Consider the following 17,774-nt stretch of genomic DNA (forward strand, 5'->3'; position numbering starts at 1 on the left):
AACCTCCTTTTGGTAGACAGCCCCTATTTTCCAGTCTGTCAAGTACTCATTTCACTACTAGGTCCTGAACATGAACAAGCCCCACCTCATTCGCTTCCTCGTCTTCTTCACCATCCTGTTCGCCAGTTTTGGCCTCGCCCGGCCAGGCCAGACAAGCGACGCCATCAATGGCCTCCCCACCGTCACCATCACCGCCCCCACCTCTGGCGAAGTCATCAACACCGCCCACGTCGAAGTCACCTTTAGCCTCAGCGACTTCGTCGTTGGCCCCTGGGACACCCCCTACGTCGCCTTCTTCCTCGACGACAATCCGACGCCGTTTGACTTCTTCAACGGCAGCGATGGCGCCCAATTCGGTAACAAAACCGTCATAAGCGGCTTTGCCCCGACGCCCGCGGCCACCTGGTTGGACGACGACACCCTGCGCTTCAACGCCCTGCCCAACGGCTCGCATACCATTACGGCCCACCTGGCGGACGCGCAAGGCAATCTCCTCACCAACCCGGAAGCCAGCTTCACCGTCACTTTCACCATAGACCAGACGCCAGACAACGTAGAAATGCCCAACGCTTTGCTCTTCGTCAAAGAGCAATTCAACCCGGCCACGCCCCCGCCCAACGCCGCACCCGGCATGGGCCGCGTCTTCAATAACATGCCGCCCGCCGTCGGCGACCTTTACCTGCTCAGCCCGGCAACTCCTGATGGCACGCTATACCAACTCACAGACGTTGCCGCCAATGGCGGCGGCGTCGTTGACCCAGAAGTCTCCTACGATGGCGAGCGCGTTGTCTTTGCCATGCGCGCAACGTCCATGGAAACCTGGCACATCTGGGAAATGAACCTGGATGGGACCAACCTACGCCAGATCACGTTTGATCCCCCCTTTATGGCGGTCAATGATCAGGACCCAGAATATCTCCCCGACGGGCGCATCCTCTTCGTCAGCGACCGCCTGCAGCAGCGGGAGATGAAACCGTATGATCAGGCCATCACCACGCAGTTGTATGTCGTCAATCCCGACGGCAGCGATCTGCGCCAGCTCGATTACAACGCCAACTTTGGCATCAATCCCCAGGTCGCCACCGATGGCCGCATTCTCTTTGACCGTTGGGATCATCTTAACTTCATCCGCAACCTGTTCACACTCTGGCGCATGAACCAGGACGGCACGAACGGCTTCGTCAATTACGGCGGCGTCTCTCCGCGCTTCGACCAGCAGAATGGCGAGAACGCCAACGCCATCGAAAGCCGCGAACTCTCGACAGGGGAGATGGTAGGCATCTTCACCAACCGGGAATCCATGGCCGGCAAAATGGGCATTTTCGACGCACGCAGTTTTAACAACGAAAACCTCCCCTTCCCACTGATGGTCGGTCCCACAGGATTTTACCGCACGCCCTACCAGCTCACGAACGACGCGCTCATCTACAGCTACACGCCCAGCACCGATCCGCTGCACAACGGTTTTGGCCTGTACACCATGCAGTTAACGCCCGAGTCCGTGCTGGTGGACGACACGACCGTTTCCACGGCCCCCGGCCCCTTTACCAACAACTCTTTTCGCACCTACAACATCAACCTGGAAGAGGCGGGCCGGATTTATCTGGAAGTAAGCGGCATCGCCGACGACAATGGCTTCCTGTTGGCCGACCGCGCCTGGGTGCGGGTAGATGGCGTCGTTTACGACGGCGGCGAGCAGGATATTGAGCGGAAGCTGGATGGCGACCTCACTTTTGGCAAACCTTACAGCTATCGTATTGACATTGACCTGGCGGCCGGTCCGCACACCGTCAACATTGCCACGTTCGCCTGGCCCACCATCACCCACGTGCGCATCATGCGCGCTATTGCGGCGACGAACCACACTGTTTTCTATGACGATCCCACCACGAATGAGGTTTCCCCCATCCCGGTGCGCGTGCGCAACCTGCCTCCCACGTATCCCAGCCAGATCAACACGGACCTGAATTGGGGCACGGTGGTTGTGCGCGACATCAGCCTGCGCGGCGACTTCCGCCAGGCGAATTTCGATGACCCGGATGGCGATCCCTCCTATCCTTACCACATGGACCTGAACCAGATTCAAGGGTTGCGCGTCAAGCAGAATCTGTCGCGCCGCAGCGAGGCGCAGGATATGCTGGTGGGCGCGCCACTCTTTGACCCGGTGCGTGTGGTCGGTGTAGCAACGCCGAACGCTTCCGGGACGGTGGCTTTCAAGGTGCTTGCTAACGTAACTACAGCCTGGGACCTGATTGATGACGATGGCGGAGCGATTGCCCATGAGCGCGTTTGGAGTTGGGTGCAGCCGGGTGAAACACGCTCTTGCGGCGGTTGCCACGAGGGCGCATTCCCTTATGACGCGCGTCCTATTGGCCCGATACCATCCGCGCAGGATTTGCGGGAGCGGGGCGAGGTGTACAGTTTCGTGGACCAGGTATTGCCGATTTTCCAGCAACGGTGTGACAACTGCCACACGGGGCAGAATCCTGATGGCGACCTGGACCTGACGGGGGATCGTGCCACGTTTGACGCCCTCACGACTGTCGTCCCCGGTCGTATGCCGGAGCAGTATATTCTCCCCGGCGATGCCCGCTACAGTTTCCTCTACCAGCTTCTCAGTGGCAAGACGGACATCACGCCGCTTTACACCTTCCGCCTGAACCAGATCAACAACCAGGCAAACCATACCACGATGCTCTCCAGCAGCGAATTGTATGAGGTTGCGACCTGGCTGGACACGGGCGCGGGCTTTGCCTATTTGCCGGAGGGTGTGCATCAAGGTGTGCCTGAGGTGGTCAGTGTTTTGCCGGCAGACGGCACAAACGGCATCAAGCGAAACACAGGCGTCTCCGTCCATTTCAACGCCCCGATTGATCGGGCCACCATCAACAACAGCACCTTCGTCCTGCGGCGCAGCAACGGCAACATCGCCTATGGAACCTGGACCTGGGGCACAAACCAGGACGTTTACTTCCAACCCAACGGCAACCTCTCCTCCGGCAGCTACCAACTGACGATCAGCGGCCCCATTCTGGACATCCAGGATGGCGGACCGGGTACGGCATTGGGTGGCACTTTTACCAGTTCCTTCAACGTCGTCAGCGGATACGACAACAACACGCCGCAGACCGTGGCTTTGCTCCCCAGCGGCAATGACACCAACCCGTTCGAGCCGGTGACGGTGCGCTTCAACAAAGCGATCAATCCGGGCAGCGTCAATGAGCGTACGCTCACGGTCACGGATAGCCAGGGCTTCTACGTGGACGGACGCATCTACGTCAGCGCCAACGGGCTAGAGACAAAATTCTTCCCCTGGTCGTCCTTCACGGCAGGAGAAACGTACACGGTCCATCTGAACAACGGCATCTACGACCTGGCGGAAAACGACCTGAATCCGGTGAGCTATAGCTTCACGATTGCTACGCAGCCGACGGCCCAATATCACAGCCAGATTACTCAGATTCCAACGAACATCGATCCAAAGGGCATGGCGATCAATCAGGCGGGCACGGAAATCCTGGTTACCGGCAAATATGACAACAAAGTGACACGCTATGTCGTGGGCACTTGGGCGCAAATTGCCAATTACCCCGTGGCGGCGGGACCCTCTGAGGTGGCTTACGCCAAAGACGGGACAAAAGCGTATGTGCTGAACACGACGGCCAATAACGTGCAGATCCTTGATTTGGGCAGCGGCGCGATTCTGGCGACTATTGAGGCGGGGCTGGTTTCGCCGTTTCGATTGCTGGTGAACCATGCCGGCAATCGCCTCTACATCAGCGACATTGGCAACACAGGCTACATCCATGAAGTAGACGTGGTTGCCGGCAGCCCCACATTCGGCCAGTTGCTGCGCACGTTCGATTTAGGCAAAGTTCCCTCGCGGCCGGCCATCAGCGCCGACGATAAGACTATCTACTACGGCTCTCCCCTCGCCTTCAACATCTTCGACGTGGCCTCCGCCAGTGAAACGGCCAGCATCTACGTGCCGTATGGCACAGTCAGCCCCGTGGTTTTGTCACCCGATGGGGCTTTTGCCCTGGCTCCCGCTACCAGCGGCCAGGCGATGCGCTTCATTGACCTGTACCAGAATAAAGACCGGGGCGAGATTCGCCTGCCAGACGATCCGGACCACATGGTCCTCAGCGGCGATGGCCGCTTCCTGTACATGCTCATGCGCGAGTCGCAGACGTTGGCGGTGATGGACATGAAGACGTGGCAGGTGGTGGCGGATTTGCCGGCATCAGGGGATGAATCCTCCTATATGCAGGGTCTGGCAATCAGTCCGGACAGTCAGCTCATCTTCGCCGTCGAAGGCGGCCTGGCCTCAAACGTACTCGTCTACCACGTCGCCGATCCAAACGACGTGACACCGCCCACCGTGCTGGATCACGCGCCCGCGGCGGACAGTGTGGACCAGGCCGTGCATGTGCCGATCCGCGTTAACTTCTCCGAACCGATTGACCGCCTGACGCTGAACACAACGACATTCTCCGTCACGGACAGCAGCGGCGCGCCCGTGGCCGGGTCCATTCATGTCTCGCTGGACAGCAGCAGTGCGGACTTTATGCCGGCAAACTGGCTGACCACCAACGAGACATTCACCGTAAGCCTGAATGATGGCGTACACGATCAAGCCGGCAACAGCCTCGCGCCGCTCTCCTACGCCTTCACCACGGTTCCCACGCCCCAGACGCAGTATCACGGCCAGGTGGCCCAGATGTCTACGGACGTTGACCCGAAACGCATGGACATCAATGATGCCGGCACGGAAATCCTGGTCACGAACAAATACAACAACCTGCTCACCCGCTACGCCGTCGGTTCCTGGGAGCAAATTGGCGTGTACACCGTTCCCGGCGGCCCCAGCGACGTGCAGTACTCCAGCGACGGCTCCAAAGCCTACGTGTTGGGCAGCACGAACAAAAGCATCCAGATCGTAAACTTAAGCACGACGGACATCATCGCCTCGATCACCACGCCGATGCTGAATCCTGACCGTCTGCGCCTCAATCATGCCGGCACTCGCCTCTACGTCAGCGACACCGGCGGCACAGGCTACATCCACGAAATTGACGTCGTCATCGGCAGCCCCACATTCGGCCAGGTCGTGCGCACCTTCAACCTCGGGCGCATTCCCTCCCGCCCGGCCATCGGCGACGACGACACCACCCTCTACTTCGGCTCCCCCTTCGCCTTCAACATCTTCGACCTGAGCGGCGCCAACATCACCAACAGCATCTACCTCCCCTACGGCACGGTGGCTCCCGTTGCCCTGGCCCCCAGCGGCGATTTTGCGCTGGCGCCCTCCAGCAACTCGCTGGCGATGCGCCTGATCGACCTGCGTATTGAGCAGGATCGTGGCCCGATCTCCCTGCCCGACAACATCGATCACTTGACCATCGCCCCGGATGGACGCTACATCTACATCATCCTGCGCAACACACAGGGCATGGCCGTCCTGGACACAGCCTCCATGCAGATTGTGGACAACCTGCCCGGACTCGAAGCTGGCGTCGCGTTCGTCCAGAGCCTGGTGGTCAGCCCGGACAACCAGCAAATATACGCCGTCGCCGGTGGGCTGGCCGCGGACATTCTCGTTTTTGAAATGGCCGATCCGGAAGACGTGACGCCGCCCGTTCTTGACAGCGCGGAGCCGGCAAATGGCAGCAGCGATAATCCCGTGATCACCCCCATTCGCTTCTCGTTCTCCGAGACGCTGGATCGCCTGACCGTCACCACCGACACGATCAGCCTGACCAACGACGGCGGCGTGGCGGTTGATGGCAACTTCCACATCAGTCCGAATGGCATGTCTATCAGTTTTCTGCCGGCATCACTGCTCAACCCGGCGCAGACATATACCGTCTCACTCAGCAGCGACGTACGGGACGTGGCGGGCAACAGTCTGTCGCCCACGGCGTACAGCTTCAGCACGGCCGGGCCGGTGTCGCAACATCACAGCCAGGTGGCCGCCATCAACACGGATGCTGATCCGAAACGCATGGCCGTGAATCATGCCGGCACGGAAATCATCGTCGCCAACAAATTTAACGACCTGCTCATCCGCTACGCCATGGACACCTGGGAAGAATTAGGCCGTTACCCGGTCGGCCCCGATCCCTACGACGTGGCCTACTCCGCCGACGACACCCTGGTCTACGTCCTTAACTCCGGCGACAAAAGCGTGCAGTTCGTCAACCTCAGCGACGGAACCATCGCCGCCACCACCACCGGCTTCCTCAACCCGGAGCGCCTGACCCTGAACCACATCGGCACGCGCCTCTACGTTAACGACCTGAGCGAAGGCTCCATCAGAGAAATCGACGTCGAAACGGGCAGCCCCACATTCGGCCAGATCGTGCGCACCTTTACCCTCGGCAAGCCCCCCTCACGCCCGGCCATCAGCCCGGATGACCAACACCTCTACTTCGGCACGCCTCTCGGCTTCAATATCCTGGACATCAGTACAGGCAACGTTTTGAAGAATATCCCCCTGCCGTATGGCACCGTGAGTCCCGTGGTGATTTCGCCGGACGGAACATTCGCGCTGGCTCCATCGGGCAACACACTGGCGCTGCGCCTGATTGACCTCACCATTCACCAGGATCAGGGGGAAATCGCCTTGCCGGATAACCCAGACCACATGGCGCTCAGCCCCGATGGACGCTTCCTGTACATGGTGATGCGCACCAGCCAGGATATTGTCGTAATGGACATGGGAACGATGCAGATTGTGGCGGAATTGCCGGCAGAAGGCAACGGCATCACCTATCCGCAGAGCCTCGTCATCAGTCCAGACAGTCAATATATCTTCTTCGTGGCCGGCGGTCTGGCCTCCCAGGTACTCGTCTACCAACCCGGCGACATGGACGACATCACCCCGCCTACCGTCACCAACCTCTCCCCCGGAAACGCCACGGATGTGCCGATCCACGCCCCCATCAGCGCCAGCTTCTCCGAAGCACTGGATCGCCTCAGCATCAACAACAGCACCATCAGCATCGTTGATGGCAGCGGCGCGACGGTTGCCGGCAACTTCTACATCAACCCAAACAGCACGTCGGTTAGTTTCCTGCCCGCGACGCTGCTCGATCCGGCGCAGACATACACGGTCTCGCTGAGCAGCGGGCTGCACGATCTGGCGGGCAATAGCCTGACGCCGGCCTCTTTCAGCTTCAACACGGTCAACGGACCGCTGCCACAACACCACAGCCAGGTAGCCGCCTTGAACACCGATGCTGATCCGAAGCGCATGGCCGTGAATCATGCCGGCACGGAAATCATCATCGCCAGCAAATTCACCGACCAGCTCATCCGCTACGATCTGAACACCTGGCAAGAACTGGCCCGCTACCCGGTCGCCCTCGACCCCTACGACGTGGCCTACGCCGTCAATGATGCCCAGGTCTACGTCCTGAACACCGGCGACAAAAGCGTACAAGTCCTCAACCTCGGCGATGGCGCTATCCTGCACACCACCACCGGCTTTGTCAACCCGATCCGGTTGACCACGGACCACGGTGGCACGCGCCTCTACGTCACGGACACGGGCGCGAATGCCATTCACGAAATGGACGTGGCCGTGGGCAGCCCCACCTTCGGCCAGGTTCTGCGCACGTTCTCTTTCAGCAACGCGCCCAGTCGGCCCGTCGTCAGCCCCAATGACCAGTATCTCTACTTCGGCGCGCCGCTGACGTTCAATATCCTGTCACTGGCAACGGGCGCAGTGGTCACCAACATCGCGCTGCCCTATGGCACGGTGAATCCCGTGGTGGTGTCGGCGGACGGCTCTTTTGCCCTGGCTCCATCCAACAATACGCTGGCGCTGCGCCTGATTGACCTGACGACGCGCCAGGATCGGGGTGAAATCCCCTTGCCGGATAATCCGGACCACATGGCGCTCAGCCCGGATGGCCGTTATCTGTATATGGTGATGCGCACGACCCCGAACGCGATCACGGTGATGGATTTGGGGACGCTGGAGATCGTGACGCAAATGCCGGCGCAAGGCAATAACACCACCTTCGCCCAAAGCCTCGTCGTCAGCCCCGACAGCCAGTACGTCTTCTTCGTTGCCGGCAGTTTCGCCTCCCAGGTCCTCGTCTACCAACCCGGCGACATGAACGACATCACCCCGCCCACCATCACCGATCTGACGCCCGACAATGCCACGGAGGTGCCTGTCTACGTCCCCATCGGCGCCAGTTTCTCCGAAGCAATGGACCGCCTCAGCATCAACGAAAGCAGCGTCTGGCTCGCAAATGCCGGCACACCCCTCAACGGCACGCTCACCATCAGCCTTGACAACCAGCACGTCAACTTCACCCCCGCCGCGCTGCTGGACCCCGGCGTCACCCACACCCTCTACGCAGAGAACACGCTCACCGATCTTGCCGGCAACCCCCTCGGCCAGGGCCAGAGCAGCAGCTTCACCACCGCCGCCACACTCGACCCCGGTCCGCTCTACCAAATGAGCGCCACTTTCAGCAGCAACGGCAGCCGCGGCCTGGCCGTCTCCCCCGATGGCTCCCTGCTGGCCGTCGCCAATCGCTTCCAGAACTCCGTCAGCCTGCTCGACCCCCTCACCATGCAGAGCCTTCGCGTCGCCATTAACGTCTCTGACGGGCCGCGCGGCCTGTCGTTTAACAGCGACGGCAGCCGCCTCTACGTCGTCACCAACCCCGGCAACACCCTGGTAGAAATCAACGTCGCCACCGGCCAGGTCCTGCGCGCCATCCCCAACGTCCTCGCCAACGAGGAAGTCACCATCAGCTCCGACAATGCCTACGCCTACACCACGGGCTTCAACAACAGCGCCTTCAACGTCATCAATCTCGCCACGCAGCAGGTCACATCACCGCTGGGCGCGGTGGACAGACCGGGCCGCCCCGCCTACGCCCCCGATGGCACGCTCTATCTCCCCACAAATAACACCCTCTGGCGGCAAAATAGCAACGGCTCCTGGATGCCTATCCCCACCAACAGCAGCTATGTCGTTGACGTCGCCTTCTCCGCCGACGGGCGCTACGCCTTCCTCGCGGAAACATGGCGCGATGCCCTCCAGGTACTCGACCTGACGCAAGACCACGTCCTCACGGAAGTTCCGCTGGGCGACGAGCCGCGCCAGATGGCCCAATCCGGCGACCATCGCTATCTCTTCGTGACCAACAAAACGAGCGCCACCATCCAGATCGTAGATACCCTCACGCTGGAAATCGTGCGCGAGACGGAACTCCCCAACAGCCAGATGACGGCTGTTGCCTGGGACGACCTCGGACAACGCCTCTACGTTAGCGACATCGTCAGCAACGCCGTCTACGGCTTCTCCCTAAACACGGCTACTCCCCCTCCCACCATATTGGACAACACCTCTTATGGCGTCCAATACGGCCATTGGACCGGCGTATCCGACGCGAACGCCACCGGTGGCGGCTATCGAGCCACCTCCACCGCGGGCGAATGGATCACCTACAAAACCCCCGCCGTCACGGAATTCAGCCTGATAACCTATGTCGGGCCGGACCAAGGCTATCTCAACGTCAAGGTAGATAACGTTCTGATCAGCACCGTGGACCTGTACGCGCCCACGCCAGAATATCATAAGGTGTTCACATTCTCCCAACTGAATCTCGCCCAACACACCATTGCCCTCGTAGCCGTCGGCGCGAACAATCCCGCCTCCAGTGGCATGGAAGTGCGGATAGACGGCTTGATAGTCAACGGACAAACCATCAACGACACCAACCTGGGCATCACCTACCAATCATGGAGCGGTCTCAGCGCCGCCTGGGCCAGCAACAACGCCACGCACCTCGCCTCCACCCCCGGCAGCAGCATCACCTTTGCCGTCGAAGGCGACGCCTTCATCTGGCGCACCGCCCACTGCCCCTCCTGCGGCCAGGTCGAAGTCACGGTGGATGGCAACGTCTTTGCCACCATTGACCTCTACCATCCGTCCTGGCAAATCCAGTATGGTCAACTCATCAATGGACTGGGCAGCGGTTCTCATCAGGTGACGTTGACCATCCTCAGCAGCAAAAATCCCGCCTCCTCCGGCATGCTCGTCCTCATGGACGGCTACAGCCATCCCTGATACACCCTCGCTACAGGGCGACGCACTTGCGCAAAGCGCCGGTGCGTCGCCCCATTTGCCCCACTCTCCTGACATCCTCCCCCCGGCTGGTACTGCTCTCTCAGGGCGTAGTACACATTTCCCCCTACATAGTGAATCCCAGTTTACAAAATCCCTGTGCGGATCACGGTACCTTTCTTGTATTGCCGTAAGCAATCCTCCTGTAAACCGGAGTACCTGATTGCAAAAACGGCCACCTGGGTGAGAGAAAGTGACCATCGTCAGCATCCTTCCACAGCCAGGTCATGCACCAACCCATCTCCAATTTACCCAGGTCAACCAGAATGGCATCGATTCCGTGACGGCCTTAACTATCCTTCATTCACGCAGAGCCGTCTTCATCCTGAAATAGTCACCCTTCACCTCTCGGGAATTGAAACAATGCATAGGTATTTATTGCGAACCATCCTCTTTGTCGTCCTGGCCGCGACCTGCCTGGGATTGGCGCAATCCGCCGCGTCTCAGGATGCCGCGCCCGAAGTCTCTCCCGTTATCACCATCGTCTCTCCCACGTCGGGGCAAGTCATCGACACCGCCCACGTTGAAGTAAACTTCAGCGTCAGCAACTTCCTCATCGGTCCCTGGGACTTCCCCCATGTGGCCTTCTTCCTGGATGACAACCCCAAGCCGTTCACCTTTTACAATGGCAGCGATAACGCCGCGTTTGGCAACAGAACCGTTTTCAGCGGCTTTGCGCCCACGGCGGCGGCTACCTGGATCAACTACACGACCCTGCGCTTCAACAATCTCTCAAATGGCGCGCACACCGTCACCGCCAATCTGACCGACGCCCAGGGCAACCTGCTGCAAAACCCCAATGCCATCTTCACCGTCACTTTCACTGTAGACCAGTCCCCTGACAATGTTGCCCTCCCCAATGGCCTTGTCTTCGTCAAAGAACAGTTTAATCCGCCCGTTCCCCCGCCCAACGCGGCTCCGGGCATGGGGCGTGTCTTTAACAACAACCCGCCCGCTGTCGGCGATCTCTATCTGCTCACTCCAGTATCCGCCAATGGCACGCTGTATCAACTCACGGACGTGGCGGATTCCGGCGGCGGGGTCGTCGATCCGGAGGTTTCCTACGACGGGGAGCGCGTTTTGTTTTCCATGCGCCAATCCACCCTGGATAGCTGGCACATTTGGGAAATGAACCTGGATGGCAGCAATCTGCATCAGATCACGTTCGACCCGCCGCATCTGGTTGTCAATGACCAGGACCCGGAATATCTGCCGGACGGGCGCATCATCTTCGCCAGCGACCGTCTAAAACAGCGGGAGACAAAGCCGTATGATCAGGCCATCACCACGCAGTTGTACATCGTCCACGCTGATGGCAGCAACCTGCACCAGGTAGACTACAACGCCAACTTCGACATCAATCCGCAGGTTGCCCGTGATGGCCGCATTCTCTTCGACCGTTGGGACCATCTCCATTTTATGCGCAATATGTTTTCGCTCTGGCGCATGAATCAGGATGGTACGAACGGTTTCGTTAACTATGGCGGCGTTTCTCCCCGCTTCGACCAGCAGGGCGGCGAAAATGCCAATGCCCTTGAGAGTCGCGAACTTTCTACCGGTGAAATGGTGGGCATCTTCACCAACCGGGAATCGTTGGCGGGCAAGATGGGCATTTTTGATACGCGCAGCCCCAGCCAGGAAAATCTTCCCTTCCCGCTGATGATCGGTCCCGATGGGCTGTACCGCACGCCCTACCCCCTCACAGATAGCAAACTCATCTACGGCTACACCCCCAGCACCGACCCGCTGCACAACGGATTCGGCCTGTACACGATGCAGTTGACGCCCGAATACGTGTTGGTAGATGACACCACTGTTTCTACGGCGCCTGGTCCAGACGTCGATCCCGCTTTTCGCACCTACAACATCAATCTGGCGAATGCCGGACGCATCTACCTGGAAGTGAGTGGGGTAGCCGAGGACAATGGGGCGAATCCGCCGGATCGCGCCTGGGTATCGGTTGACGGCATCGTTTACGATGGCGGCTCACAGGATATTGAGCGAAAGCTAGATGGCTCTCTCACCTTTGGCGCACCATACAGCTATCGGGTCGATATTGATCTGCCGGCAGGCCAGCACACCATCAACATAGCCACGGACGCCACGCCCACGATCACCCATGTCCGCATTGTGCGCGCTATCACGGCTACGAATCACACCGTTCTCTACGATGACCCGAACACGAACGAAGTCTCCCCTATTCCCGTGCGCGTGCGCAATTTGCCCCCTGCTTACACCAGCCACACCAATCCCAGTCTGAACTGGGGGACAATTGTCGTGCGCGACATCAGTCTGCGCGGCGATTACCGCCAGGCCAACTATGAAGACGCGGGCGGCGATCCCGACTATCCTTATCACATGGACCTGAACCAGATTCAGGGGCTGCGTATCAAGCAGAGTTTGCCACGCCACAATGAAATGGAAGACATGCTGGTCGGGTCAACGTTTTTTGATCCCGTGCGTGTGGTGGGCGTGGCGACGGCTAATGAAACGGGCACGACGGCATTTCAGGTGCTTGCCGGCACGACGGTTGCCTGGGACCTGATCGATCTGAATGGCGCAGCGATGGCACACGAGCGTGTCTGGAGCTGGGTGCAACCGGGAGAGTCCCGTTCCTGTGATGGCTGCCATGTGGGTGCTTTCCCGTATGTCGAGCGTCCAATTGACGTAATCCCGCCCGCGCAGGATTTGCGGCAGCGGGGTGAAATATACAGCTTCGTGGACCAGGTGCTGCCCATCTTCCAGCAAAAATGCGCGGCCTGCCATACGGGGGGGAACCCGGACGGAAACCTGAACTTACAAGGAAATCGGGCGACCTTTGAGGCGCTAACCATCCTTGTACCGGAGCGCACACCAACACAGTATGTCAGCAATGGAGATGCGCGCTTCAGTTTCCTCTTCCAACTGCTGACAGGGGATACAGACACGAATCCGCTGTTTGCGCCGCGTCTACAGGAAGTGAACAACTCTTATGATCACACGACACTGCTCAACGGCAGTGAGTTGTATGAAGTCGCTACATGGATAGATGTGGGGGCGGGTTTTGCTTATTTGCCGCGTGGGGTAGCGATGGGGCCGCCACGTGTCGTGAGCGTGTTGCCGGCAAATGGCGCAACCAACATCAAGCGTAACACAGGCGTCGCCGTCCATTTCAGCGCCCCCATCGACCGGGCCACCGTAGATAGCTCCTCCTTCGTTCTGCAAAAGATCGGCGGCGATACCGTTTCCGGCACATGGGAATGGAACAACAACGACGACCTCTTCTTCCGCCCGGATAGCAATCTGTCCACAGGGGATTACCAGTTGACGATCTCCACCGCTGTACAAGACATCAAGGAGTTCACCACTGGGTTGGAATTGGCCGCGCCTTTTGTGAGTTCGTTTACCGTGGCATATGGCACAGACGAGACACCCCCAGAAACGGCGGAACTGCTCCCTGGCGGTGACAGCATCAATGCGTTCGCGCCGGTAACCGTGCGCTTTACGGAAGCCATTGCCCCAAGCAGCATCACGGACAACAGCCTGACGGTGACGGATGGCAACGGCTTCTTTGTGGATGGTCGCGTCTACGTCAGCGCCGACGGTCTGGAGTTGAACTGGTTCCCCTGGACGGCGTTTACGACAGGGGAGACGTATGAAGTAAGCTTGCGCAACGAAATTCATGATCTGGCCGGCAACAGCCTGACGCCGCTGAATTATTCGTTCACGATTGCCACGGCGTCAACGCCGCAGCACCATAGCCAGTTGGCGGCGCTGCCGACGAATCATGATCCGAAGCGGATGGCAGTGAATCATGCCGGCACGGAACTCCTCCTCGCCACCGACTACGACAACATCATCACCCGCTACGACATTGCCACCTGGCAGGTTCTGGACAATTACGACATTGGCCCGGGAACAGATCCCCGCGACGTCGTCTACGCCCCGGATGACCAGACCGCCTATGTCCTCAACCCAGGCAACAAGACCCTCAAATTCCTGGACATCAATGACGGCGTGGTACAGTCGGTGTCCGGTTTCCTGAACCCGGATCGTCTGCTCGTCAATCATGCCGGCACGCGCCTCTACGTCAGCGATATTGGCGGAGCCGGTTACATCCACGAAGTGGACATCGTCGTCGGCAGCCCCACCTACGGAACCATCATCAACTCATTCAACCTCGGGCGCACCCCCTCCCCCCCCGCCATCAGCCCCGACGACACCACCCTCTACTACGGCTCCAGCTTCGCCTTCAACATCTTTGACATCGCCTCCGGCAGCAACGTCAAAAGCATTTACATTCCCTACGGCACAGTTGGCGAAGTCGTCCTCACCCCCGACGGACGCGCCGCCCTCGCCCCATCCACCAGCAACCAATCCCTACGCTACATTGACCTGATCATAGGACAAGACCGCGGCGACATCCTTCTCCCCGACGACCCCGATCATCTTGCCCTCAACCCCGCCGGCACCTTCCTCTACCTGGTAAACCGCGGCACCCAGGCTATATCCGTCATGGATATGGCAACCTTGCAGGTGGTGGCCACCATGCCCACCCCCATCATCAACGGCACCTTTGTCCAGGACCTGGAAGTCAGCCCCAACAACAACACCATCTTCGCCGTGGCCGGCGGCATCGCCACGGAACTCACCGTCTACGCGCTCGGCGACCCCAACGACCATACGCCGCCTACGCGCACCGGCGTCGTGCCCCCGGCCAATGCCATAGACATTCCCGTCTATGCCCCCATCCGCGCCAGTTTCTCCGAGGCACTCGACCGCATCTCCGTCAACAACAGCACCGTCTGGCTCGAAGCCAATGACACCGCCATCGACGGCAACCTCGCACTCAGCCTGGATAACCGCACCGCATCTTTTGCTCCGGGCACACTGATGCAGACGGGGACGCTGCACACACTGCATCTGGATCAATCTCTAGCCGACCTGGCGGGCAACCCGCTGGGCGTGGACCAGGACACCACCTTCGTCACAGCCGCCACGCACGATCCCGGCACGCTGAGCCAACTGGATACACCCTTCTCCAGCAACGGCAGTCGCGGTCTGGCCATCTCCCCGGATGGCTCCCTGCTCGCCGTTTCCAATCGCTTCCAAAACAGCATCAGCCTGCTCGATCCGCAAACCATGCAGCCGGTGATGGACAGCATCGCCACCGGCAGTTCCGGGCCGCGCGGCCTCGCCTTCAACAGCGACGGCAGCCGCCTCTACGTCGTCCACAACTCCGGCAACACCCTGGTGGAAATCGACGTCGCCGGCGGACAAGTGCTGCGCACCATCGCCAACGTCGCGGGCAACGAGGAAGTCGTCATCAGCCCTGATGGTCTCACCGCGTACACCAGCGGCTACAACAGCCACATCTTCAACGAGATCGACCTGACAACCGGTCAGGTAACAACACCTCTGGGCCTCGTCTCCCGCGCCGGTCGTCCCGCCTACGCGCCCAACGGCACGCTCTACTTAACCACCAACGACACGCTCTGGCGGCAAAACAGCGACGGAACCTGGACAGCCATCCCCACGGGCAGCTCCTACACCATCGACGTAGGCTTCAGCGCCGACAGCCATTACGCCTTCCTGGCGGAAACCTGGCGCGATGCCCTCATGGTCGTGGACCTGACGACGGATACCGTGCTACTGGAAATCCCCCTCGACGATGAGCCACGCCAGATCGCGCAAAGCGCCGACTACCGCTACCTCTTCGTCACCAACAAAAGTGCCGGCACAATTCAAGTCGTAGACACCCTCACACTGGCAATCGTCGAAGAAGCAACACTCGCTGACTCGCAAATGATGGCCGCCGCCTGGGACAGCACGCACGCCCGCCTCTTCGTTAGCGACGTAAACACAAACCAGATTATCGGTTTCGAGATAGATTACGTTGCGCCGCCCCCGAACATCTACGACGACAGCAGCTACAACATCCAATACGGCGACTGGTACGGCGGCAACGACGCCAACGCCTACGGCGGCGGCTATCGTGCTTCGCAAACGGCAAACGAGTGGCTGGTGTACAAAACCGGCGTCACCAATGCGTTCAGCCTGCTCACCTATCGCGGACCCAACCAGGGCAAAGCGTACGTGATGGTCGATGGCGCTGTCGTCGGCGCCCTGGACCTCTACGCCGCCGCCCCCGCCTATGAAACGGAAACATTCAGCGACTTGAGCATGGCGCAGCACACCATCGTCATCATCGCCGCCGGGCAGAAAAACCCCAGTTCCAGCGGCTACGAGGCGCGGGTGGATGGCTTCGTCGTGAATGGACAAACGATTGACGACAGCTCGCTCAGCGTCATCGTCAAAGGCTGGAGCGGCCTGTCCGCTCCCTGGGCCAGCAACGGCGGCCTGCGCATGTCCACGTCACCCGGCAGCACGGCCACGTTCGTCGTCAACGGCGATAGCTTCACCTGGACCACCGTTCATTGCCCCATGTGCGGCAAAGCCAAGATCAGCGTCGATGGCGTGGATGTGTCCACACGCGACCTGTACAACGCCGCCTGGCAGGTGCAGCAGCAGGAAGCGTTCACCGGTCTGGGTCCCGGCAGCCACACAGTAACGATCACCATCCTCAGCAGCAAGAACCCGGCTTCCTCCGGCACGCTGGTGATTGTGGACAGCATCACCTACTAATCCCCCGAGGCAGGTGCGGCGCACTCTTCAAGTGTGCCGCACCGACACATCACGCAGTAGCTGGGCCACGGCCACGGCGGATTCCCAGCCGTGGCCGTGGTCTTCATAGCTCCACCAGGCGGACAGCACCGCCTGCGCCACGCCCCACCCCACGATTTTTTCCCGCGAAAAACCGAAAAACTCCGCCAGCAAGTCCACGCGCCGCGCCAGCACGCGCCGGGGCTGTGGATAGGCCAACAGCCGCGGCAACGGATTCCGCAGCAGCGCGCCCACCTCGTAAGCCGGCTCGCCGACCACGCCTTTGGGGTCCAGCGCCAGCCACGGCTGCCGCCGCGCCCGCAAGATGTTGTCATGATGCAAATCGCCATGCAGGAGAACAGGCAGGTCAGCAGCGACGGCCATTTCCGCGTACCAGGATTCGGCGAAGGCCACCAGGTCGGCGGGGAAAGGACCGGGGCCGCCGGCAAAGGTGTTTCGTAAACGCGCCAACCCCGCGCCCCACTTCATCGTGGTGGGAAAAGTATGGTCAGGGAGCGGCGGCTGCCACAACTGCCGCATCACGTCGGCGGCAATGCGCGTGGCGGCCTCGTCGTCCGTCACCCCGGTCAGTGGCGTGCCGGGGCGCAGTCGCTCCAACAACAGCACCCCCCAGTCGGTGTCCGCATCTAGCAGGCGCACGATGCCGCGCCCGCCGTAGCAGCGCAGGGCGGCGATCTCCGTGAACATTTCCGGATTGGGTGGGCCGGCTTTGAGGACGAGTTCCACGCCATCGGCGCGGCGGGCGGGGGCAACGTAGTTGTAAGAGAGGTTGGGGAACGGCGGGGCGATCTCCAGCGACCAGCGGCGGGCGCAGCGGGCCAGGAGCGCGGGCAGGTCGGCCAGCCAGGCCTCACCATGCGCGCCGTAGAGTTCGCGGATCGTGCGGCAGAATGACATGATGTTTCGTGCCTTGGCAGGGGGTATTGCGCCTCTGGACAAGGGGATGATCCCCCTCGCC

3 protein-coding genes are annotated in these 17,774 nt (G+C 60.3%); 2 read left to right on the plus strand and 1 reads right to left on the minus strand.

All coding sequences use genetic code 11. The annotated features are described in order from the left end of the window. The first annotated feature begins 70 nt into the window (after window positions 1–70). Together H6650_14065 and H6650_14070 are read left to right on the plus strand one after the other, a co-directional pair. Window positions 71–10,096 (plus strand): Ig-like domain-containing protein, encoded by a 10,026-nt coding sequence (locus H6650_14065; GenBank protein MCB8953129.1) that lies wholly within the window; start codon window positions 71–73, stop codon window positions 10,094–10,096. Between the two features lie 420 nt (window positions 10,097–10,516). After that, window positions 10,517–16,777: an Ig-like domain-containing protein gene (locus tag H6650_14070; GenBank protein MCB8953130.1), complete on the plus strand. Its 6,261-nt coding sequence runs from the start codon at window positions 10,517–10,519 to the stop codon at window positions 16,775–16,777. Between the two features lie 27 nt (window positions 16,778–16,804). On the opposite strand, the gene H6650_14075 is transcribed toward H6650_14070, so the two are convergent. Continuing rightward, window positions 16,805–17,713, minus strand: coding sequence for a phosphotransferase (locus tag H6650_14075; protein ID MCB8953131.1), 909 nt, complete (start codon window positions 17,711–17,713; stop codon window positions 16,805–16,807). Window positions 17,714–17,774 lie beyond the last annotated feature (61 nt).

The sequence above is a fragment of the Ardenticatenales bacterium genome (assembly GCA_020634515.1).
Classification (GTDB): domain Bacteria; phylum Chloroflexota; class Anaerolineae; order Promineifilales; family Promineifilaceae; genus JAGVTM01.